Origin of the sequence: Paraburkholderia hospita, assembly GCF_002902965.1 — a bacterium.
Classification (GTDB): domain Bacteria; phylum Pseudomonadota; class Gammaproteobacteria; order Burkholderiales; family Burkholderiaceae; genus Paraburkholderia; species Paraburkholderia hospita.
Genome location: NZ_CP026105.1, coordinates 928146 through 949370, shown reverse-complemented (window position 1 = coordinate 949370; position 21225 = coordinate 928146). Strand labels below are relative to the sequence as shown.

Genomic DNA, 21225 nt, shown 5'->3' with positions numbered 1-21225 from the left:
CTTTATCAGCCGAGTTCTTTCACCAGCTCCGGCACGACGGTGAACAGATCGCCGACGAGGCCATAATCCGCGACGCTGAAAATCGGCGCTTCTTCGTCCTTGTTGATTGCGACGATAACCTTCGAGTCCTTCATGCCAGCCAGATGCTGGATCGCGCCCGAGATGCCGACCGCGATGTAAAGCTGCGGCGCGACGATCTTCCCCGTCTGACCGACCTGATAGTCGTTCGGCACGTAGCCAGCATCGACGGCTGCGCGCGATGCGCCCATTGCCGCGCCGAGCTTGTCGGCCAGTGGCTCCAGCACTTTCGTGTAGTTCTCGCCGCTGCCCAGACCACGACCGCCCGACACAATGACATGCGCCGACGTCAGTTCCGGACGATCCAGCTTCGTCACTTCACGGCTCACGAACTGCGAGAGGCCCGTATCTGCTGCCGCTTCGATCTTCTCGACCGACGCGCTGCCACCTTCCGCTGCAACCGGATCAAAGCCCGTCGAGCGCACCGTGATGACCTTGATGGGATCTTGAGATTGCACGATGGCGATGGCGTTGCCAGCGTAGATCGGGCGCTCGAACGTATCGGCCGAATCGACAGCCGTGATGTCGCTGATCTGCGCGACATCGAGTTTCGCCGCAATACGCGGCGCGATGTTCTTGCCGTAGGCCGTCGCCGGGGCGAGAATGTGCGAGTAATCCTTTGCGATGCTCAGCACCGTCGCCTCGACGTTTTCCGCGAGGCCTGCTGCCAGTTGCGGCGCGTCAGCGAGCAGCACCTTCGCCACGCCCGCCACCTTCGCAGCGGCATCAGCCGCGCCTTGCGCGTTGTGACCCGCAATCAGCACATGAACGTCGCCACCAATCTTCTGCGCGGCAGCAACCGTATTGAGCGTCGCTGCCTTCAGCGCCGCGTTGTCGTGTTCAGCAATTACCAGAATCGTCATTTCATTCGTCTCCGCGTGTCCGTCGATCAAAGCACTTTGGCTTCGGTCTTCAGCTTCTCGACCAGCGTCTTCACATCGGCCACCTTCACACCAGCCGAGCGCTTCGGCGGCTCGCTGACCTTCAGCGTCTTCAGACGCGGCGTGACATCGACGCCCAGATCTTCGGGCTTCACGATTTCAAGCGGCTTCTTCTTTGCCTTCATGATGTTCGGCAGCGTCACATAGCGCGGCTCGTTCAGGCGCAGATCGGTCGTGATCACAGCCGGAAGCGTGAGCGACAACGTTTCCGCGCCGCCATCCACTTCGCGCGACACCGTCGCCTTGCCATCCGCCACGACAACCTTCGATGCAAACGTCGCCTGCGGGAGATTCGCCAGCGCAGCGAGCATCTGGCCCGTCTGGTTGGAATCGTCGTCGATCGCCTGCTTGCCGAGAATCACCAGTTGAGGCTGTTCCTTGTCGACCAGCGCCTTGAGCAGCTTCGCCACAGCCAGCGGTTGCAGGTCTTCACCCGATTCGATCAGGATCGCGCGGTCCGCGCCGATCGCCAGCGCCGTGCGCAGCGTTTCCTGACATTGCGTCACGCCCGCCGACACAGCGATCACTTCCGTCGCCACGCCCGCTTCGCGCAGGCGCACGGCTTCTTCGACGGCGATTTCGTCGAATGGATTCATCGACATCTTCACATTCGCAATGTCGACGCCTGTGTTGTCCGACTTCACGCGGACCTTCACGTTGTAGTCAACCACTCTCTTGACTGGCACCAGGATTTTCATGCACACGCTCCAAAGTTACGAATACGTCAACCCGACGGACATTATAGCGACAGCGTCTGCGGCAGCCGCTCCGGGATTGCTTGGTGTTGAGGATATCGCTCCCCGACGGGATGACGGAAATAGCGAACGGTCGTGCTATTCTATATCTAAAAAAACCCGGACGCCAAGCCCGGGTTCCTACCGATTCTTCAGACAACACGGTCCAACGCACCGCCCATCGCCGCATAACGCGGCGCAACTCCGGATCACCAGGACGCGATCACCGCGCCGCCAAACTTGCTTTCGATGAACTGCTTCACTTCCGGCGAGTGGTAAGCCGCGATCAGCTTCGCCACCCACGGCTTGTTGCGGTCCGCCTCGCGGATCGCGATGACGTTCACGTACGGACCCTTCGGATCTTCGATCGCGATGGCGTCCTGCTTCGGCTTCAGACCCGCTTCCATCGCGAAGTTCGTGTTGATCGCAGCGGCATCGACGTCGCCGAGCGAGCGCGGAATCTGCGCCGCGTCGAGTTCGACGATCTTCAGCTTCTTCGGGTTCTCGACGATATCGAGCGGTGTCGCCTTCAGGCCCGCGTCGGCGCGCAGCTTGATCAAGCCCTGCTTCTGCAGCAACAGCAGCGCGCGGCCGCCGTTGGTCGGATCGTTCGGCACGGCGATCTTCGCGCCCGCCGGCAGTTCGGCCAGCGTCTTCACCTTCTTCGAATAGATACCCATCGGGAATGTGACCGTATCGGCGATCTTGATCAGCTTGTAGCCGCGATCCTTCACCTGCGCCTGCAGATACGGGTCGTGCTGGTAGCTGTTCGCGTCGAGGTCGCCGCCCGCGAGCGCCGCATTCGGCTGCACGTAATCCGAGAACTCGATGACCTTGATGTTCAGGCCGTTCTTCGCCGCGACCGACTTCACGACGTCCATCAGTTGCGCGTGCGGGCCGCCCGTCACGCCGACCTTGATCGATTCGTCGGCGAATGCGAGCGATGATGCGCCGATGAGCGATGCCGCGCCCAGCACGGCTGCGGCCTTCAGAATGAAACGACGTTGCATGACCAAACCTTTGTCTTATTGAATGTGATTATTTGTGGCTCAAACGACGCACGAGCCAATCCCCGAACGACTGCACCAGTTGCACGAAGACGATCAGGATCACGACGACCGTCACCATCACTTCCGGCAGAAAACGTTGATACCCGTAGCGGATGCCAAGGTCGCCCAGACCGCCGCCGCCAATCGCGCCCGCCATCGCCGAATAACCGACCAGCGAAACAAAGGTGATCGTCAGACCCGCGATGATGCCCGGCAGCGACTCCGGCAGCAGCACCTTGAACACGATCTGCGAGGTGGTCGCGCCCATTGCCTGCGCCGCTTCGATCAGCCCACGATCGACTTCACGCAACGCCGTCTCGACGAGCCGCGCGATGAACGGCGCGGCGGCGATCGTCAGCGGCACGACGGCCGCCGCCGTACCGATCGACGAACCGACCACGAGGCGCGTAAACGGAATCACCGCGACGAGCAGAATGATGAACGGTGTCGAGCGCACGGCATTGACGACCACGCCCATCGCGCGATTGGCGGCGATGTTCTGCAGCACGCCCTGGCGGTCGGTCAGATAGAGCAGCACGCCGAGCGGCAGGCCGACGGCCGCGCCGATCAGTCCCGAGATGCCGACCATGATCAGCGTCTCCCAGAACGACTGCACGAACATATCGAACATTTCACTCAACATACGACAACTCCTCGACCACCACGCCCTGTTCGCGCAGATACGTCAGCGCCTGCGCCACCTTCGTCGGCTCGCCGCCCGCGAGGACCGCGAGCGAGCCGAACGCCTGCCCCTGGATCTCGTCGATCTGGCCGTGCAGGATGTTGAAGTCCAGTTCGTAGCGGCGGATCGTCTCCGAGAGAATCGGCTGATCGACGCCCGAACCCGTGAACGCGAGCCGCAGCAAATGGCCGCTGCCCGTCTTCAGACGCTCGGCGACGCGCGCCTTCATCGCAGGCGGCAACTCCTGGGCGATCACGTCGCCGATCAGCGCGCGCGTGACTTCGTGGTGCGGTTGCAGGAACACGTCGATGACCTTGCCCTCTTCGACCACGCGGCCGTTGTCGAGCACGGCGACGCGGTCGCACACCTGCTTGATGACTTCCATCTGGTGCGTAATCAGCACGATGGTCAGCTTCAATTCGCGATTGATGCGCTTGAGCAGATCGAGAATCGCGCGCGTCGTTTCGGGGTCGAGCGCGGACGTTGCTTCGTCGGAGAGCAGGACTTTCGGCTTGCTCGCGAGTGCGCGGGCAATGCCGACGCGCTGCTTCTGCCCGCCGCTGATCTGCGACGGATAGCGATCCTTCTGCGCCGACAAGCCGACCAGATCGAGCAGCGGCAGCACATGCGTCTCGATCTCGGCGCGCTTCATGCCGGCCAGTTCGAGCGGCAGCGCGACGTTGTCGTACACCGTGCGCGACGACAGCAAATTGAAGTGCTGGAAGATCATGCCGATCTCGCGGCGCGCCTCGCGCAGCTGCGCGGCGGGCATGGTCGTGAGATCACGGTCGTCGATGACGACATTACCTTCCGTTGGGCGCGTCAGCAGGTTGATTGTGCGGACCAGCGTGCTCTTGCCGGCGCCGCTGCGTCCGATGATGCCGAACACCTCACCGCGAGGAATCGACAGATTGACGTTGTGCAGCGCTTCGATCCAGCCCCGTGGCCCCGGAAAACGCTGCGATAGGTTGCGTAGTTCGATCATGAAAAACGAAACGGCGGACTTGCCATCGAGCGTTGCACGCCCCGGGCACCGGCCGCCGTGACTTTTATTGGGATTTGAGCCGGCAATTTTACCGCAGCCGTGTCATATCCTTTAATAATCAATTCGTCATCTTTCATAACACAGTGGAATTAGAGGATGGCTCCGTTTCATCGGATGCGAACGGTCATGCGCATGCCGCTATGATCGAGCGCAATCTACAAACATCGGACGAATGCTCATGGAGACCTCCCAAACCGCCGCTTCCGCCGCGCGAAACCCGGAACGCACGCGGACGCTCACGCGCGACGGCCTCGAACTGCCGCTCTATCGCTGGCGCGCGGCGGGGCTGCGCTGCGCGACGGTCGCGCTGGTCCACGGTCTCGCCGAGCACGCGGGACGGTACGCGCCGCTCGCGCAGGCACTCAATGCGAATGGGATCGAACTGATCGCCATCGATCTGCGCGGACACGGCGATGCGCCGGGCCGGCGCGCGTGGATCGAACGCTTCGACGAGTATCTGCTCGACACTGACGCGCTCATCACCGAGGCCAACCGCAACGACGGCCCGCTGTTCCTGATGGGCCACAGCATGGGTGGCGCGATCGCAGCGCTTTACGCGATCGAAAAGCAGGCGGCGCAACGACGCCATTTGAACGGACTGATCCTGTCCAGTCCCGCGCTCGCGCCGGGGCGCGACGTGCCGCGCTGGATGCTGGCGCTGAGCCAGAAAATCAGCCGCGCATGGCCCACCTTCCCGGCGATGAAAATCGACGCGGCGCTGCTGTCGCGCGATCCGAGCGTGGTCGATGCGAACCGCAACGATCCCCTCGTGCATCACGGCGCGATTCCCGCGCGCACGGGCGCCGAACTGCTGCTCGCGATGCAGCGCATCGAACAGGGCCGCGCGGGCCTGCGCACGCCGCTTTTAATCTGGCACGGCACGGCCGACAAACTCACCGAGCCCAACGGCAGCCGAGACTTCGGCGCGCATGCCGGTTCGCCCGACAAGACGCTGACGCTCTACGAAGGCAGCTATCACGAGACGATGAACGATCTCGACCGTGAGCGCGTGATCGACGCGCTCGTCGCGTGGATTTTGAAACGTTCGGAATAAGTTGGCCTAGCGGCCCGACGTGTGCGGCCAGTCGGGCGGCCGTTTGTCGATGAACGCCTGCACGCCTTCGAGCGCCGACTCGTCCATCATGTTGCAGGCCATCGTCTGCCCGGCCAGTTGATACGCGGCTTCGATGCCCATTTCGAGCTGCCGGTAGAACAGGCCCTTGCCCGCTTCGACAGCCGCGCGCGGCTTCGCGCAAATGCTCTTCGCGAGCGCGGCGACTTCGGCATCGAGCATGTCGAGTGGCACCACGCGATTCACGAGGCCTTGCTGCTTCGCCGCCATTGCGTCGATGAAGTCGCCCGTCAGCAGCATTTCGAGCGCGGCCTTGCGCGACAGGTTGCGCGACAACGGCACCGACGGCGTCGCGCAAAACAGCCCGAGATTGACGCCCGACACAGCGAAGCGCGCGGTATCCGCGGCGACGGCGAGATCGCACATCGCGACGAGCTGACAGCCCGCCGCCGTCGCCGTGCCATGCACGCGCGCGATCACCGGCTGCGGCAGGCGCTGGATCAACAGCATCATCTTCGTGCAGCGCGCGAACAGCGACTGGTAGTAATCGAGCGACGGCGCCGCGCGCATTTCCTTCAGATCGTGCCCCGCGCAAAACGCGCGGCCCGCGCCCGCGATCACGACGACGCGCGTGTCGCTCTTCGCGATATCGGCGAGATGCGTCTGCATGTCGTCGAGCAGCGCCTCGGAGAGCGCATTGAACGCATCCGGACGGTTCAGCGTGAGACGCACGACGCCGCGCAGGTCATAAGCGTCTTGCGTGACTTCGATCAGTGGAGCCGCTGCATCTGCACTCATGATGTGATGGTCTCTCTTCCGATGCGCGCCGCCCGTCTTCAGATATCGGCAAGCGCCCGCACGTGGGCGACGACGCTGCGCCCCAGCGCCGACAGGTTGTAGCCGCCTTCCAGACAGCTGACGATGCGCCCTTTCGCGTACTTCGCCGCAACCTGGCGAATCTGCTCCGTGATCCACGCATAGTCGTCCTCGACGAGCGCCATGTTGCCGAGATCGTCCTCGCGATGCGCGTCGAAACCCGCCGATACGAACAGCATCTGCGGCTTGAATGCGTCGAGACGCGGCAGCCAGATCATGTCGACGGCCTCGCGCACGACCATGCCCTTCGAGCGTGCGGCAATCGGCACATTGCACATGTTCGGCGCCTGATTGTCGGCGCCCGTGAACGGATAAAACGGATGCTGGAAGATGCTGCACATCAGCACGCGCGAGTCGTTCGAAAACGCGGCCTCGGTGCCGTTGCCGTGATGCACGTCGAAATCGATGATCGCGACGCGTTCGAGGCCATGCACTTCGAGCGCGTGCCGCGCGGCAATCGCGACGTTGTTGAAAAAGCAGAAGCCCATCGCGCGCGCCGGCTCGGCGTGATGACCAGGCGGCCGCACGCTGCAAAACGCATTGTCGTAACGGCCTTCGATCACGGCATCCGTCGCCGCGACAGCCGCGCCCGCTGCACGCAACGCGGCGTTCCACGTATGCGGGTTCATCGATGTGTCGGGATCGATCTCCGCGTAGCCCTCACTCGGCGCGCGTTCGCGGAGGTAGTCGACGTGTGCCTTCGTATGCACGCGCAACAGCGCGGCTTCGTCGGCAAGCGGTGCGGACTCGCGCTCTATCAGCTCGCCAATGCGGCTCGCGATCAGCTGGTCTTCGATTGCCTGCAGCCGGGCCGGGCATTCGGGATGCCATTGACCCATCTCGTGTTGCAGACAGTCTGCGTGTGAAAAGAAACCGGTTGCCATGTGTTGATTTCGGGCAGCGCGCCTCGCGAAGTGCGAAAGCGCGTTGCATGTCTCCGTCCATTGACGCAAGCAGGTTGCGCGAATACTACGAAGTTACCACACGATGCGCCGAGACCGTGATGCCGCAACGCTTCTGCACAGTTTCGCGAACCCCGTCGGGTATACTGCCCCGTAACTTTTTTTGCCCGCCCACATCCCAGTTCACCATGACCGTCAAGCTTGCTCCGTCCGCACCATTTCGGCTACGCGCAACGACTGTAGCCGCCGCACTGTCCATCGCATGGTGCGCGTTCGCGGGAGTCGGCCCGGCTTCGGCGCAGACCGTCAGCAAGCCGCGCGTGCAGCTCGCGCAGGCGCAGCCCGAGCAACCGGCGCAAGGACAGACGTTCGAAGAAGAGATCGTGCCGCAGCGCTACGCGAACAACGCCGATGTCGATTCGTTCATCAACGACATGGCCGCGCGTCAGGGCTTCGATCCGGCGGCACTGCACGCGCTGTTCGCGCGCGTCAGCTATTCGGCAACGGCCGTGAAGCTCGTGACGCCGTCGCCAACACCGTCGATCAAGAACTGGCGCGTGTATCAGGGGCGCTTTCTCGACCCGGTGCGCATCAACGCGGGCGTGAAATTCTGGCGCGCGAACCAGGCGACGCTGCAACGCGCGTATGAGCAATATGGCGTGCCGCCCGAAGTGATCGTCGGCATTATTGGTGTCGAGACGATCTATGGGCGCTACATGGGCAACTTCCGCGTGCTCGACGCGCTGACCACGCTCTCGTTCGATTACCCGAACACGCCGAATCGCGCGGACCGGATGATGACGTTCCGCAAGAATCTCGAAGACTACCTGGTGTGGACGCGCGATTCTCAAATCGATCCGACCACCGTGCTCGGTTCGTACACGGGCGCGATCGGCATTCCGCAGTTTCTGCCGAGCAGCATCGTTCAATACGCGGTCGATTACGACGGCAACAAGCGAATCGATCTGCGCACGAGCCAGGCCGATGCGATCGGCAGCGTCGCGAACTATCTGAGTAAGAATGGCTGGGAAACGGGCCGCCCTGTCGTGTGGAATATCGCCACCGATACGGGCAGCCTCGGCATCGCGCAAGCGGCCGCGACGGGCGCGCCGGAGCCGCGCTGGTCGCTGCAGCAACTGCTGAAGGCGGGCATGCTGATGAACGAGCCGGGCCTCGATACGCGCACGGAAGCGGGCACGCCCGTGACCGTGGTCGATCTGCCTTCGCCGGGCCGGCCGACGGAGTACACGCTGGGCCTGAAGAACTTCTACGTGCTCACGCGCTATAACCGCAGCTTTTTCTATGCGCTGGCCGTGTATCAGCTTGGCGAGCGCGTGAAGGCGCAGATGGCCGCGACGGAAGCGGGCAATGCGTCGACGCCCGCCGAGTCGCAATAGCCGCGCTCGTCTTCTATCCATGCGAAAACGCCGGCTTCCGCCGGCGTTTTGCTTTTGCTGACATCGCCGCGCGCGGCGAGTTGCATCACGCGGGGAACACACCCGTCGACAGATAACGGTCGCCGCGATCGCAGACGATGAACACGATCGTCGCGTTCTCGACCTGGCGCGCGATGCGCAGCGCCACTTCGCACGCGCCCGCCGACGAAATACCGCAGAACACGCCTTCGACAGCCGCCATCCGGCGCGCCATCGCCTCCGACGCCGCCTGGCTCACGTTCTCGACGCGATCGACACGGCTGCGGTCGAAAATTTTCGGCAGATACGCTTCGGGCCATTTGCGGATGCCCGGAATGCGCGAGCCCTCTTCCGGCTGCGCGCCGATAATTTCGATTCCCGGATTCTGTTCTTTCAGATACTGCGACACGCCCATGATCGTACCCGTCGTGCCCATTGCCGATACGAAATGCGTAATGCCGCCTTCCGTGTCGCGCCAGATTTCGGGGCCCGTCGCTTCGTAATGCGCGAGCGGATTGTCCGGATTGGCAAACTGGTCGAGGATGATGCCCTTGCCTTCGCGCTGCATCTGCTCGGCGAGATCGCGTGCGTACTCCATGCCGCCCGTGACGGGCGTCAGCAGGATCTGCGCGCCATATGCGGCCATGCTCTGACGACGCTCCAGCGACAGGTCCTCGGGCATGATCAGGATCATCTTGTAGCCCTTGATCGCCGCCGCCATCGCGAGCGCGATGCCCGTATTGCCGCTCGTCGCTTCGACCAGCGTGTCGCCCGGTTTGATGCGTCCGCGCTGTTCCGCTTTCTTGATCATCGAAAGCGCCGGGCGGTCCTTCACCGAACCCGCCGGATTGTTGCCCTCCAGCTTGCCGAGCACGACGTTGTTGCGGCCGCGGATATCGTCGTCCACAAGGCGGACGAGCTGGATGAGGGGCGTATTGCCGATCGTGTCTTCAATCGTTTTGTAAGCCATATCGGTGCGTGCTGTGACGGTGCGCGAAGTCTTGAATCCGTCGATTCTAAACTACCGGGCGCACCACTGCCGGCAGCCCCTGATGCGCGCATGGATGCGTCAGCGCCAGTTTTCCATTGCGCAACGCGCCGGGAGAAGCGCAAAAAACCGCGGCAGGCTGGATCTGCCGCGGGAGCCAGTCATCTGAATGACGGCTGAAGGGAGGTCTGTGACAACCCCCGCCAGGAAAACGCCGAAGCGCAAGACGAACGCCCAACACGCGTCAGGCGCCCGTTTCATACGGTCAGATCAAAAGGCTATTTCTTGACCACCACTGCCGTGTCGTTCTTCGCAGCGGGCGCGGCCTTCGTGTGCGGCGCCGCAGCCTGTGCGCCAGCAGCAGCGACAGCCGTTGCACCAGCGCCCGACGTGCCGACAGCGAGGCCCTCGGCCTGCAGACGCTCGACGGTATGACCGCCGAGACCCTTGACCCGCTTGCTGAGATCCGCAGCGTCCTTGAACGGACCGTGCGCTGCGCGTTCGTCGAGAATGGCCTTCGCCTTCGCGGGACCAATGCCCTTGATGCCGCGCAGCGCGGATTCGTTAGCGGAATTGACATCGACCGACGCAAACGCCTGGCCGAAAGCGGCGAGCATGGCTGCCGTAACGAGGATTTTTTTGAACATGTGGAATCTCCCTGAAACACCGGCCGGTGACGATCACCAACCGGGAGACTCCAGTGTAGAGAGGTGTACGAACGATTTACACCTGGCCGAATAGCCAACGCACGTAACGGTCGACGCCTTCCTGCACGGTCAGGAACGGCGCGTCGTAGCCCGCTGCGCGCAGCTTCGTCTGGTCAGCCTGCGTGAAGCACTGATACTTGCCGCGCAGTGCGTCGGGGAACGGCACGTACTCGATCAGCCCACGCTGCACCAACTCCGGCAACGACAACGCGACCTCGCCGTCGAGCACGCGCAGCGTGTTGACGACCGTCGACGCGATATCGTTGAACGGCTGCGCGCGTCCGCTGCCCAGATTGAAGATGCCCGACTTCTCCGGATGATCGAAGAAATACAGGTTGACCTTCGCCACGTCTTCGACGGATACGAAATCGCGCGTCTGCTCGCCCGCTGCGTAGCCGTTGTACTCGCCGAACAGCTTGACTTTGCCTTCGGCGCGGAACTGGTTGAAGTTGTGGAACGCGACGGACGCCATGCGCCCTTTGTGCGCCTCGCGCTGTCCGTACACGTTGAAGTAGCGAAAGCCCGCGATCTGGCTTTTCGCCGTGGGCAGCACGCGCCGGATCACCTGGTCGAACAGGAACTTCGAGTAGCCGTACACGTTGAGCGGCGCTTCGACTTCGCGCTCTTCGACGAAGCGCGTCGATCCGCCATACGTCGCCGCCGACGACGCATACAGAAACTGCACGCCTTGCGCGAGACACGCATCGAGCACCGCACGGCTATAGCGGAAGTTGTTGTCCATCATGTAGCGGCCGTCGGTTTCCATCGTGTCCGAACAGGCGCCTTCGTGGAAAATCGCACGCACCTTGCCGAAGTCGCCGCGCGCAAAGCGCTCGACGAATTCGGTCTTGTCGAGATAGTCGTCGATTTCGCAGTCGACGAGATTCTTGAATTTGTCGGCGCGCGTCAGATTGTCGACGGCGATGATGCGGTCTTCGCCGCGCTCGTTGAGCGCCTTGACGATATTGCTGCCGATAAAACCAGCCGCGCCGGTGACGATGAGTGTCATGATCGTCCTGCAGTGAAGAGAGTCAACGGATGCGGAGATGAACCGCGCGCCGCGCGATCAAGCTGGCGCGCGCGGCATCAATGATGAAAGAGTTCGTCGTAGTCGACGGTGGCCGTGCCGAGCTTGGCGACCACGATTCCCGCTGCGCGATTCGCGAGCGACACGGCTTCGTCGAGCGGCAGGCCCGCGCCGAGCATCACGGCGAGCGTCGCGATCACGGTGTCGCCTGCGCCGGACACATCATACACTTCGCGAGCTACAGCCGCCGCGTGCAAGACGCCTTCGTCGGAGAAGAGCGTCATGCCCTCTTCCGAGCGCGTGAGCAGCAGCGCCGTCAACTCGAGCTCGGTGCGCAGCTTCGTCACGCGGGCGAGCAGATCGGCTTCGGATTTCCACTGCCCGACCACTTCGCGCAACTCCGCGCGGTTCGGCGTGATCAGCGTCGCGCCGCGATAGCGCTCCCAGTCGTCGCCCTTCGGATCGACCAGCACCTGCTTGCCCGCCGCGCGCGCCTTCGCGATCATCTGCGTGACGTGCGTGAGACCGCCTTTCGCGTAGTCCGACATCAGGATCACGTCGTGGATCGGCAACAACGCGTCGTAGCGAGCGAGGCCGGCGAGCAGCGCTTCGTGCGCGGGCGCCTTCTCAAAGTCGACGCGCAACAGCTGCTGCTGACGCGACAGCACGCGCAGCTTGATCGTCGTCGGCAGTTCGGGGTCGCGCTCGAGATACGGCGCGACACCGCTATCGCCGAGCAGTTGCACGACGCGCTCGCCCGGCTCGTCATGGCCGACCACGCACAGCAGGCCCGCCTGCGCACCGAGCGCCGCCGCGTTGCGCGCGACGTTCGCCGCGCCGCCCAGCCGGTCTTCCTGCTTTTGCACCAGCACCACAGGCACGGGCGCTTCCGGCGAAATACGATTGACGTCGCCGAACCAGTAACGGTCCAGCATCACGTCGCCGACGACCAGCACACGGGCCGCCGCCAGCCGTTCGCGCGCGATGATGCCCACTTCGGGCGCCAGCGTCGCGCCTTCAGGTACGGTCGGAGTCGGATGAATGTTCAGCGGGTCGTGCATACGGACGTCCAATCGAGTGATAGTCGATGCCGAGTTCGGACATCGCCTCGGGTTCATACAGATTGCGGCCGTCGAAAATCAACGGCGTCTTGAGCTCGGACTTCAAGTGCGTGAAATCCGGGCTCTTGAATTCCTTCCATTCAGTCACGATGACGAGCGCATCTGCGCCCGCAAGCGTCTCGTCCTGCGTGTTCGCGAAATGCAGGCGTGCTTGCTGGTCGGGTGTGCCGGCCAGATCGAGTGCGAAAACGCGCTTTGCCTCCGATGTCGCGACGGGATCGTACGCGCGCACCGTCGCGCCGCGCGCGAGCAGTTGCGCGATCACGCGGCGGCTGGGCGCCTCGCGCATGTCGTCGGTATTCGGCTTGAACGACAGGCCCCACACGGCGAACGTGCGGCTGCTGAGATCGTCGCCGAGCGTGTCCGTGATCTTGCGCACCAGCACTTCCTTCTGCTCGTGGTTCACCTCTTCGACGGCTTCGAGAATGCGCAGGTTGTGGCCCATCTCACTGCCCGTGCGGATCAGCGCCTGCACGTCCTTCGGGAAACACGAGCCGCCGTAACCGACGCCCGCGTAAAGGAAGTGATAGCCGATGCGCGGATCCGAGCCGATGCCGCGGCGCACTGCTTCGATGTCCGCGCCGACCTTGTCGGCCAGATTCGCCATCTCGTTCATGAACGAGATCCGCGTGGCGAGCATCGCGTTGGCCGCGTATTTCGTGAATTCGGCGGAGCGCACGTCCATGTAAAGCGTGCGTTCGTGATTGCGGTTGAACGGCGCGTACAGGCGGCGGATCTTCTCGCGCGCCTTGTCGCCGTCTTCGTCATTGTCGACACCGACGACGATGCGATCAGGACGCATGAAGTCGTCGACAGCTGCGCCTTCCTTCAGGAACTCCGGATTCGACACGATCGAAAAGCGATGCTGCGCGCTATCCGCCAGACCGCGCTTCCCCAGTTCTTCCGCGATCACTGCGCGCACGCGCTGCGCGGTGCCGACGGGCACCGTCGATTTGTCGACGATCACCTTGAAGCCGTTCATCGTGCGGCCGATGTTGCGTGCCGCTTCGAGCACGTATTGGAGGTCAGCGGAGCCGTCTTCGTCGGGCGGCGTGCCCACGGCGATGAACTGGATCTCGCCGTGCGCGACGCTCGCTTCGACATCGGTCGAAAACGTGATGCGCCCCGCTGCGCGCGAGCGCGCGATGATCTCCCGCAGACCCGGTTCGTGAATCGGCATGCCGCCGTTGTTGAGAATGTCGATCTTGCGTGGATCGACGTCCAGACAGAAAACGTCGTTGCCGACTTCGGCAAGACACGCGCCCGTGACGAGACCTACGTAACCCGTGCCGATAATGGTGATTTTCATACGCTTCCCGGTAGATGGTGCCGGTTCAATGTTCGGCGTTTCGATGCTGCGTGACGGCCTTGCCGCCTGCGTTCATGCGCGCCTGACATCAGCTCGACGCCGTGATCGGCTCGACGCGGCGCGGCGCATAGCTTTCCCAGCCGCTGCAGCCAGGACACTGCCAATAGAACAGCCGCGCCCGGAAGCCACAGTTCTGGCACGTGTACCGTGGCAGATTCTTGGTGCGCTGACGGATCAGCGTGCGCATCAGCTCCAGTTCGCTGCGGCGCGGCTCTTCGGCCACCGCCTGCTGCGCTTCGAGCAGGCGCGTCATGCCAGCGAGATTCGGTGACTTCTGCATCTGCGTGCGCGCGAGCGCGTGCGCCGCTTCGGGACCGCGCAGCGCCGACACGTGCTGATACGCGACGTCGAGCAGATCGTTCGACGGATAACGGTCCACCCACGACGTCAGCAGGTCGGCGCCGTCTTCCTGACGGCCAAGCGCTTCGTAGGCCTTCATCAGCTTTTCAGCGACGAGCGGCAGATACGCCGCATTCTGTTGCTCCACGTGCAGCCACTGCGCGATCGCCTTTTCGTGCTCGCCAGCCGCCGCGTCGACGTCGCCGAACAGGATCGTCGCGCGCACGTTCTGCGGATACGCCTTCAATGCGAGATCCAGCTGACAGCGGGCTTCGTCCGGCTTTTTCTGCTGCAGCGCTTCCTGCGCGAGTTCGCAATGGAAGTGGCCGATTTCCTTATCGAGCGACGCAGCGCCCATCGTTTCGAGCCGGCGCGCGGTGTCGATCGACTTGTTCCAGTCCTTCTCGATCTGATAGATCGTGAGCAGCGAGCGCTGCGCGCCAAGTGCGTAATCGCCCGATTGCAGCGCCTTGAACGTCTCTTCCGCGCGGTCCAGCAGGCCCGCCTTCAGGAAGTCCTGCCCGAGTTCGTACAGCGCGTGATCGCGCTCGTTGACGGGCAAGTCCGCGCGGCTCAGCAGGTTCTGATGCACGCGGATCGCGCGATCCGTTTCACCGCGGCGGCGGAACAGGTTGCCGAGCGCGAAGTGCAGTTCAATCGTTTCCGGATCGAGCTTGACGACTTCGATGAAGGCGTCGATGGCCTGGTCCGGCTGCTCGTTCAACAGAAAGTTTAGTCCGCGAAAATACGAACGCGGCAGGTTAGAGCTTTCGGACAACAGCGCCTTGAGGTCATAACGCGCGGCCACCCAGCCGAACGCGAACGCGACGGGTATGACGAGCAGCCACCAGAGGTCTAGATCCATGCGAATGTGCGGAGTGCGAAAGAGGCCGCGCGAGTGGCGCGCGGCGTGAAAGGGCTAGATGAGCGGCGGCATAGGCGGCTCTTCGACGACAGCGGGCGTTTCGCGCGCTACGCGCAGTTCGCGCTTGAGCCGGCCGTTTTCCATCCGCAGCCGGAACATCGCCGGCAGCGACGACACCAGACCGGCCAGCAGGCCCACGACGAAGAACGCGAGGCCGATCAGAATCAACGGCGCCTGCCACGAATACCCGGCGAGGAAATTCAGCGTAGCGCTTTGCGTATTGGACAGTGCAAGCACCAGCAGCAGCACGAACACCAGCACGCGAATCAGCCAGACGATAAATTTCATGTATTGATCTCTTGACGGCGGTTGCGGGATGACGCCGGCTTGATGACGCGTCGCGCCACGGTGTTTGCCCGCGCCGAAGTGACCCGTATTGTAAATGAAGCCTATGTCGACTGGCACAGCCGTGCGGATCACGATGCCTTACTGTCGTTTATCGGCTTGAAAAATGGTGCGCAATCGACGGGTTGCTGCCTTGAGCGTTGATAGAACGCACAAGGCTCCCCGCGCGGACGGGAGACCGGTCAACCATGTCCTCGTACGCTCGATGACGACGAGCAGCGTCCTGGCAACGGACGAAAAAAAAGCGCCCTAAGGCGCTTTTTCTGGTCAATGCCGTCTGACTGACGTAGCCACGGCGAGCTTCAACCTGAACTGCGAATACAACACAGAGCCGGCTTAAAGATCGTCGTCCGCGGATTCGGCTTTCAACGGCTCGCCCGCACGACGATCGACGCGCTCGCGCAACTCCTTGCCAGGCTTGAAATGCGGCACGTACTTCTCAGGCACCAACACTTTCTCGCCCGACTTCGGGTTGCGCCCGACGCGGGATGGACGGCGATTCAGGCCAAAGCTGCCGAAGCCGCGAATTTCGATGCGATGGCCGTTCGCCAGAGCGTCCGACATCGCATCGAGCATCGTCTTCACCGCGAAATCCGCATCCTTGAGGACAAGTTGCGGAAATCGCGTAGCCAGCTGGGCGACCAATTCTGATTTGGTCATACTGCAGCAGACCCCTTAAGGCTTACTGGTTCTGGCCGTCGAGCTTGGCCTTCAGCAGCGCGCCCAGGTTCGTCGTGCCGCTGGCTGCCGAGCTGGTGTCAGATGCCAGACCACGAATCGCTTCCTGTTGCTCAGCCGAATCCTTCGCCTTGATCGACAGGTTGATGCCACGCGACTTGCGGTCGATGTTGATGATCATCGCATTGACCTTGTCGCCTTCCTTCAGCACGTTGCGAGCGTCTTCCACACGGTCTTGTGCGATTTCCGAAGCGCGCAGGTAGCCTTCGACGTCAGCCGTCAGCTGAACCACTGCACCCTTCGCGTCAACCGTCTTGACCACGCCGTCAACGATCGAACCCTTGTCGTTCATTGCAACGAAGTTGCTGAACGGGTCGCCTTCGAGCTGCTTGATACCCAGCGAGATGCGTTCCTTCTCGACGTCGATGCCGAGAACGATCGCTTCCACTTCGTCGCCCTTCTTGTACTTGCGAACAGCTTCTTCGCCCGTTTCGCTCCACGACAGGTCCGACAGGTGAACCAGACCGTCGATGCCGCCAGGCAGACCGATGAAGACGCCGAAGTCGGTGATCGACTTGATTGCGCCTTGCAGCTTGTCGCCCTTCTTGAAGTTGCGGCTGAAGTCGTCCCACGGGTTCGGCTTGCATTGCTTCATGCCGAGGCTGATACGGCGGCGGTCTTCGTCGATTTCGAGAACCATGACTTCGACTTCGTCGCCCAGCTGAACAACCTTCGACGGTGCAACGTTCTTGTTCGTCCAGTCCATTTCCGACACGTGAACCAGGCCTTCGATGCCCGATTCGACTTCGACGAATGCGCCGTAGTCGGTGATGTTGGTGACCTTACCGAACAGGCGCGTGCCCGACGGGTAACGGCGCGAGATGCCTTCCCACGGATCGTCGCCGAGTTGCTTGATACCGAGCGAAACGCGGTTCTTCTCTTGATCGAACTTGAGGATCTTTGCCGTGACTTCCTGGCCAACCGACAGAACTTCGCTCGGGTGACGCACGCGACGCCATGCGATGTCGGTGATGTGCAGCAGGCCGTCGATACCGCCGAGGTCCACGAACGCGCCGTAGTCGGTGATGTTCTTGACCACGCCTTCGACGATCGCGCCTTCCTTCAGCGTTTCGAGCAGCTTTGCGCGCTCTTCGCCTTGCGTCGCTTCGATCACAGCGCGGCGCGACAGCACCACGTTGTTACGCTTACGGTCCAGCTTGATGACGCGGAATTCCAGCGTCTTGCCTTCGTACGGCGTCGTATCCTTCACGGGGCGCGTGTCGACCAGCGAGCCCGGCAGGAATGCGCGAATGCCGTTGACCATGACGGTCATGCCGCCCTTGACCTTGCCCGTGATAGTGCCCGTCACGAGTTCGTTGTTGTCGAGGGCCTTTTCCAGCGACAGCCACGAAGCCAGACGCTTCGCCTTGTCGCGCGACAGGATGGTGTCGCCGTAGCCGTTTTCCAGCGCGTCGATCGCGACGGAAACGAAGTCGCCCGCCTGCACTTCTACCTCGCCCGCGTCATTCAGGAACTCTTCGAGCGGGATGTAGGCTTCGGACTTGAGACCAGCGTTGACGACCACGAAGTTGTGGTCGACACGCACGACTTCGGCGGAGATCACTTCGCCAGCGCGCATGTCTTGCTTGGTCAGCGACTCTTCGAACAGAGCCGCAAAAGATTCGGTATTCGGGGTAGAGGTTTGCAGGTCGGACATAAAAATCTGAATTTGCATGGTTTTCGCAGCGTCAGGTGAACCATCACGGTTCATCACTACGGCAAAGGAGCGAAAGCCATACGGGGTTAAGGGTTAAACAATCGCTTCGTGTTGCTCACGAGGCACCTACACAACAACAAAAAACACTTCGATGCGAGATTCCGCGTTCAGCTTTGCGGAACCAGCGCCTTGTACCACTGCGTCACCTGCTCGACCGCCTGGTCGATCGATAATGCCGAAGTATCGAGGAGCTGTGCATCCGCTGCGGGCTTGAGCGGCGCGGCTGAACGCTTGCTGTCGCGCTCGTCGCGTTCACGCAAATCCCGGAGCAAGTCATCCATATTAGCAGAAAATCCTTTTTGGATCAATTGCTTATGCCGGCGGGCCGCGCGAGCCTCAACGCTGGCCGTCAAAAACACCTTCAGGACGGCGTCCGGGAAGATCACCGTGCCCATGTCGCGACCGTCCGCGACGAGCCCCGGCTGCTTGCGAAAGGCCCGCTGACGGGCCACCAGAGCGGCTCTAACGGGCGCATGAACGGCGATTGCCGACGCCCGGTTGCCGACTTTCTCGGCGCGGATGTCAGTCGATACGTCGACGCCGTCCAGCTGCGCAATGCCCTCGCGGAAGGTGATATGGAGCTCGCCGATCAGGCTTGCAAGAGCGTCGGAGTCGTCGGCGGCGATGTTGTAGCGCACGCTGGCGAGCGCGGCGAGCCGGTACAGCGCACCGCTATCCAGCAGGTGAAAGCCGAGTTCGGCGGCCACCACGGCGGCCACGGTGCCTTTGCCGGATGCGGTCGGGCCGTCGATCGTGATGACGGGCGTCTGGTGAAAGGGACGGGTCGGTTTCATCGAGAAAGTCGCCCGTCGGAACAGGCAGCGAATGTTGTCAAGACGGGTCAGGGTTGGGCGAGCGCAAGGAAGCGCTCGAAATAATCGGGGAACGTCTTGCCGACGCATTTCGGGTCGTTGATCCGCACGGGCACGCCGCCGAGGCTCACCAGCGAGAAGCACATCGCCATACGGTGATCGTCGTAAGTGTCGATGGCGGCGTTCGGCGTCAGCTTTTCAGGCGGTGTAACGACGAGGAAATCCTCGCCCTCCTGCACCTTCGCTCCCACTTTGCGTAGCTCGGTCGCCATCGCGGCGATGCGGTCGGTTTCCTTCACCCGCCAGCTCGCGATGTTGCGCAGCGTCGACGTGCCGTCGGCGAACAGCGCGGCGACGGCGATCGTCATTGCCGCGTCGGGAATCAGGTTGAAGTCCATATCGATGGGGTCGAGCTTGCCGTGGTCGTTGCCGACGCCGCGCACTTCGATCCAGTCATCGCCCATCGTGACGTTCGCGCCCATCTTCATCAGCGCCGTCGCGAAACCGACGTCGCCCTGGATGCTCGCGCGCCCCACGCCTTCGACGCGCAGCGGTCCGCCGCCCAGCGCGCCCGCCGCGAGGAAATACGAGGCCGACGACGCGTCGCCTTCGACCATGATCTTGCCCGGCGACTGGTAACGCACGCCGTTCGGAATCGTGAAGCGCTCCCAGCCGAGCCGCTCGACCTTGATACCGAAGCGCGCCATCAGCGCGATCGTGATCTCGATATACGGCTTCGAAATGAGCTCGCCCGCTACTTCGACGATCGTCTCGCCGCTTTCCGTTTTCACGAGCGGCAGGGTCATCAGGAGCGCCGTCAGGAACTGGCTCGACACATCGCCGCGCACACGGATGGGCGCATCGACGGAAATCTGCGCCGGACGGATGCGCAGCGGCGGAAAGCCTTCGTTCTCTTCGTAATCGATCTTCGCGCCGATCTGCCGCAGCCCGTCGACCAGATCGCCGATCGGCCGCTCGTGCATGCGCGGCACGCCGTGAATCCGGTAGTCGCCGCCGTTCACGGCAAGCGCTGCCGTCAGCGGCCGCACCGCCGTGCCCGCGTTGCCGAGGAACAGATCCGCGCGCGCCGCGGGGAGCGCGCCACGCGTGCCCGTCACGACGCAGGTGTCGCCGTCGCGCTTGACCTTCACGCCGAGCTTTTCGAGCGCGTCGAGCATCACGCGGGTGTCGTCGGAATCGAGCAGATTGGTAATCGTCGTCTCGCCCTCGGACAAGGCCGCGAGCAGCAGCACACGGTTCGAGATGCTCTTCGAGCCGGGCAGACGGACGGTGCCGGACGCGCGGGAAAAGGGTCCGAGATCGAGATGTTCCATGTGAATTCCAGTGTCCAGTTATTTCGACGCGTCGTCGGTTGCGGAGCGTTCGGGCGACGCTTTTTGCGTAGGCGTGGCACGTTCCTGCCATTCGCTGCGCGCCGCGCGCGAGCGGGCGAACACGGCTTCGAGCGTCGCGCCATCGCCGGCTTCGATTGCGGCACGCAGGCGCGCCAGCACCGCCGTATAGCCGTCGATCTCAGCGAGCAGCGCCGCGCGGTTCGCGACGCAGACGTCGCGCCACATTTCCGGGCTCGACGCGGCAATGCGCGTGAAGTCGCGGAACCCGCCCGCTGCGAAGGAGAACTTGAGCGCGGCATCGGATGAATTGAGAATTTGCTCAACCAGCGCGAACGACAACACGTGCGGCAAATGGCTGACCGACGCGAACACGCGGTCATGCTGATCCGGCGACATCGCGTGCACGCTGGCGCCCGTGGCGCGCCACATCGCGGCAATACGGTCGACGCAAGCCCGCGTGTTCTCCGGCAACGCGCACAGCACGACGTTGCGGTTCACGTACAGGTCGGGCAACGCGGCGTCGACGCCGCTCGATTCGCGGCCCGCAATCGGATGACCGGGCACGAACTGGCCGATGCGCTCGCCCAGCGCCGCGCGCGCAGCCGCGACGACGTCCGACTTCGTGCTGCCGGCGTCGGTGACGATCGTCGACGGGTCAAGAAACGGCGCAATGCGTTCCAGCAGAGGCTGCGTCTGCGCGACGGGCGCGGCGAGCAGCACGACGTCGGCGCCTTTCAGCGCGGTCCGCAGCGCGTCGTCGTCGGCGAGCGAGGCGCTCGCGTCGATCACGCCCAGTTCGAGCGCGCGCTCCGTCGATGCAGCCGACCGTCCCACGCCAATCACCCGCCGCTCGCCGCCCACGTCGCCGCGTTCGCGCAGCGCGCGCGCAAGCGATCCGCCGATCAGCCCGACGCCGAAAATCACCAGTTTGTCGAAAGAGAACGCTGCCACGTCAGTCACAGAAAAAACGCGCCTCGCTGCTTTCGAG

The 21225-nt window shown here is 63.0% G+C and carries 22 protein-coding genes; 3 read left to right on the top strand and 19 right to left on the bottom strand.

Going from position 1 to position 21225, the window contains the following annotated elements:
• Nucleotides 1-5: 5 nt before the first annotated feature.
• The 5 genes from C2L64_RS04230 to C2L64_RS04210 form a co-directional block, all read right to left on the bottom strand.
• Entirely contained in the window at nucleotides 6-941 is a 936-nt protein-coding gene (locus tag C2L64_RS04230; RefSeq protein ID WP_103153667.1) for an electron transfer flavoprotein subunit alpha/FixB family protein, read from the bottom strand.
• Nucleotides 942-967: 26 nt separating this feature from the next.
• Nucleotides 968-1717, bottom strand: coding sequence for an electron transfer flavoprotein subunit beta/FixA family protein (locus tag C2L64_RS04225; protein WP_079482285.1), 750 nt, complete (start codon nucleotides 1715-1717; stop codon nucleotides 968-970).
• 245 nt (nucleotides 1718-1962) lie between these two features.
• Nucleotides 1963-2763, bottom strand: a complete 801-nt coding sequence (locus C2L64_RS04220; RefSeq protein WP_079500201.1) for a MetQ/NlpA family ABC transporter substrate-binding protein — start codon at nucleotides 2761-2763, stop codon at nucleotides 1963-1965.
• A gap of 28 nt (nucleotides 2764-2791) precedes the next feature.
• Nucleotides 2792-3445: a methionine ABC transporter permease gene (locus C2L64_RS04215; RefSeq protein WP_079500036.1), complete on the bottom strand. Its 654-nt coding sequence runs from the start codon at nucleotides 3443-3445 to the stop codon at nucleotides 2792-2794.
• Nucleotides 3435-4469, bottom strand: a complete 1035-nt coding sequence (locus tag C2L64_RS04210; RefSeq protein WP_086917922.1) for a methionine ABC transporter ATP-binding protein — start codon at nucleotides 4467-4469, stop codon at nucleotides 3435-3437. The genes C2L64_RS04215 and C2L64_RS04210 overlap by 11 nt, the downstream gene beginning before the upstream one ends.
• A gap of 238 nt (nucleotides 4470-4707) precedes the next feature.
• Here C2L64_RS04210 and C2L64_RS04205 point away from each other — a divergent pair, with 238 nt between their 5' ends.
• Nucleotides 4708-5583, top strand: coding sequence for an alpha/beta hydrolase (locus tag C2L64_RS04205; RefSeq protein WP_090838147.1), 876 nt, complete (start codon nucleotides 4708-4710; stop codon nucleotides 5581-5583).
• A 6-nt stretch (nucleotides 5584-5589) separates the two neighbouring features.
• Here C2L64_RS04205 and C2L64_RS04200 read toward each other — a convergent pair whose 3' ends face one another.
• Nucleotides 5590-6399 (bottom strand): enoyl-CoA hydratase, encoded by an 810-nt coding sequence (locus C2L64_RS04200; protein WP_090838110.1) that lies wholly within the window; start codon nucleotides 6397-6399, stop codon nucleotides 5590-5592.
• Between the two features lie 38 nt (nucleotides 6400-6437).
• Nucleotides 6438-7361 carry a histone deacetylase family protein gene (locus C2L64_RS04195; protein WP_007576463.1) on the bottom strand — a complete coding sequence of 308 codons (924 nt, stop codon included), beginning with the start codon at nucleotides 7359-7361 and terminating at the stop codon, nucleotides 6438-6440.
• A gap of 206 nt (nucleotides 7362-7567) precedes the next feature.
• On the opposite strand from C2L64_RS04195, the gene mltB reads away from it, so the two are divergent.
• Nucleotides 7568-8776, top strand: a complete 1209-nt coding sequence (gene mltB, locus C2L64_RS04190; RefSeq protein ID WP_090838112.1) for a lytic murein transglycosylase B — start codon at nucleotides 7568-7570, stop codon at nucleotides 8774-8776.
• Between the two features lie 85 nt (nucleotides 8777-8861).
• Here mltB and cysM read toward each other — a convergent pair whose 3' ends face one another.
• The 7 genes from cysM to C2L64_RS04155 form a co-directional block, all read right to left on the bottom strand.
• The gene (gene cysM, locus C2L64_RS04185; RefSeq protein WP_079484598.1) at nucleotides 8862-9764 is read right to left on the bottom strand and encodes a cysteine synthase CysM; all 903 of its coding nucleotides are present in this window, start codon (nucleotides 9762-9764) and stop codon (nucleotides 8862-8864) included.
• Nucleotides 9765-10060: 296 nt separating this feature from the next.
• The gene (locus C2L64_RS04180) at nucleotides 10061-10429 is read right to left on the bottom strand and encodes a ComEA family DNA-binding protein (protein WP_007576458.1); all 369 of its coding nucleotides are present in this window, start codon (nucleotides 10427-10429) and stop codon (nucleotides 10061-10063) included.
• A 76-nt stretch (nucleotides 10430-10505) separates the two neighbouring features.
• Nucleotides 10506-11498 (bottom strand): ADP-glyceromanno-heptose 6-epimerase, encoded by a 993-nt coding sequence (gene rfaD / locus C2L64_RS04175; RefSeq protein ID WP_090838114.1) that lies wholly within the window; start codon nucleotides 11496-11498, stop codon nucleotides 10506-10508.
• Between the two features lie 77 nt (nucleotides 11499-11575).
• Complete coding sequence (gene rfaE1, locus C2L64_RS04170; RefSeq protein ID WP_090838116.1) at nucleotides 11576-12577, bottom strand: D-glycero-beta-D-manno-heptose-7-phosphate kinase; 1002 nt, start codon at nucleotides 12575-12577, stop codon at nucleotides 11576-11578.
• Nucleotides 12534-13946 carry a UDP-glucose dehydrogenase family protein gene (locus C2L64_RS04165; RefSeq protein ID WP_090838118.1) on the bottom strand — a complete coding sequence of 471 codons (1413 nt, stop codon included), beginning with the start codon at nucleotides 13944-13946 and terminating at the stop codon, nucleotides 12534-12536. The genes rfaE1 and C2L64_RS04165 overlap by 44 nt, the downstream gene beginning before the upstream one ends.
• An 88-nt stretch (nucleotides 13947-14034) precedes the next feature.
• Nucleotides 14035-15210 (bottom strand): lipopolysaccharide assembly protein LapB, encoded by a 1176-nt coding sequence (gene lapB, locus C2L64_RS04160; RefSeq protein WP_090838120.1) that lies wholly within the window; start codon nucleotides 15208-15210, stop codon nucleotides 14035-14037.
• Between the two features lie 54 nt (nucleotides 15211-15264).
• Nucleotides 15265-15558: a LapA family protein gene (locus C2L64_RS04155; protein WP_007576449.1), complete on the bottom strand. Its 294-nt coding sequence runs from the start codon at nucleotides 15556-15558 to the stop codon at nucleotides 15265-15267.
• 39 nt (nucleotides 15559-15597) lie between these two features.
• Here C2L64_RS04155 and C2L64_RS53055 point away from each other — a divergent pair, with 39 nt between their 5' ends.
• Complete coding sequence (locus tag C2L64_RS53055) at nucleotides 15598-15759, top strand: hypothetical protein (protein WP_158660485.1); 162 nt, start codon at nucleotides 15598-15600, stop codon at nucleotides 15757-15759.
• 192 nt (nucleotides 15760-15951) lie between these two features.
• Here C2L64_RS53055 and C2L64_RS04150 read toward each other — a convergent pair whose 3' ends face one another.
• The 5 genes from C2L64_RS04150 to C2L64_RS04130 all read right to left on the bottom strand — a co-directional run bounded on the left by C2L64_RS04150 (nucleotide 15952) and on the right by C2L64_RS04130 (nucleotide 21197).
• Nucleotides 15952-16275, bottom strand: coding sequence for an integration host factor subunit beta (locus C2L64_RS04150; protein ID WP_007576447.1), 324 nt, complete (start codon nucleotides 16273-16275; stop codon nucleotides 15952-15954).
• 22 nt (nucleotides 16276-16297) lie between these two features.
• Entirely contained in the window at nucleotides 16298-18028 is a 1731-nt protein-coding gene (rpsA, locus tag C2L64_RS04145) for a 30S ribosomal protein S1 (protein WP_007737502.1), read from the bottom strand.
• 149 nt (nucleotides 18029-18177) lie between these two features.
• The gene (gene cmk, locus C2L64_RS04140; RefSeq protein ID WP_079484580.1) at nucleotides 18178-18864 is read right to left on the bottom strand and encodes a (d)CMP kinase; all 687 of its coding nucleotides are present in this window, start codon (nucleotides 18862-18864) and stop codon (nucleotides 18178-18180) included.
• Between the two features lie 47 nt (nucleotides 18865-18911).
• A complete protein-coding gene (gene aroA / locus C2L64_RS04135; protein WP_007576440.1) occupies nucleotides 18912-20216 on the bottom strand; it encodes a 3-phosphoshikimate 1-carboxyvinyltransferase in 1305 nt (434 codons plus the stop codon).
• Between the two features lie 18 nt (nucleotides 20217-20234).
• Nucleotides 20235-21197 carry a prephenate dehydrogenase gene (locus C2L64_RS04130; RefSeq protein ID WP_103153666.1) on the bottom strand — a complete coding sequence of 321 codons (963 nt, stop codon included), beginning with the start codon at nucleotides 21195-21197 and terminating at the stop codon, nucleotides 20235-20237.
• Between the last annotated feature and the right edge of the window lie 28 nt (nucleotides 21198-21225).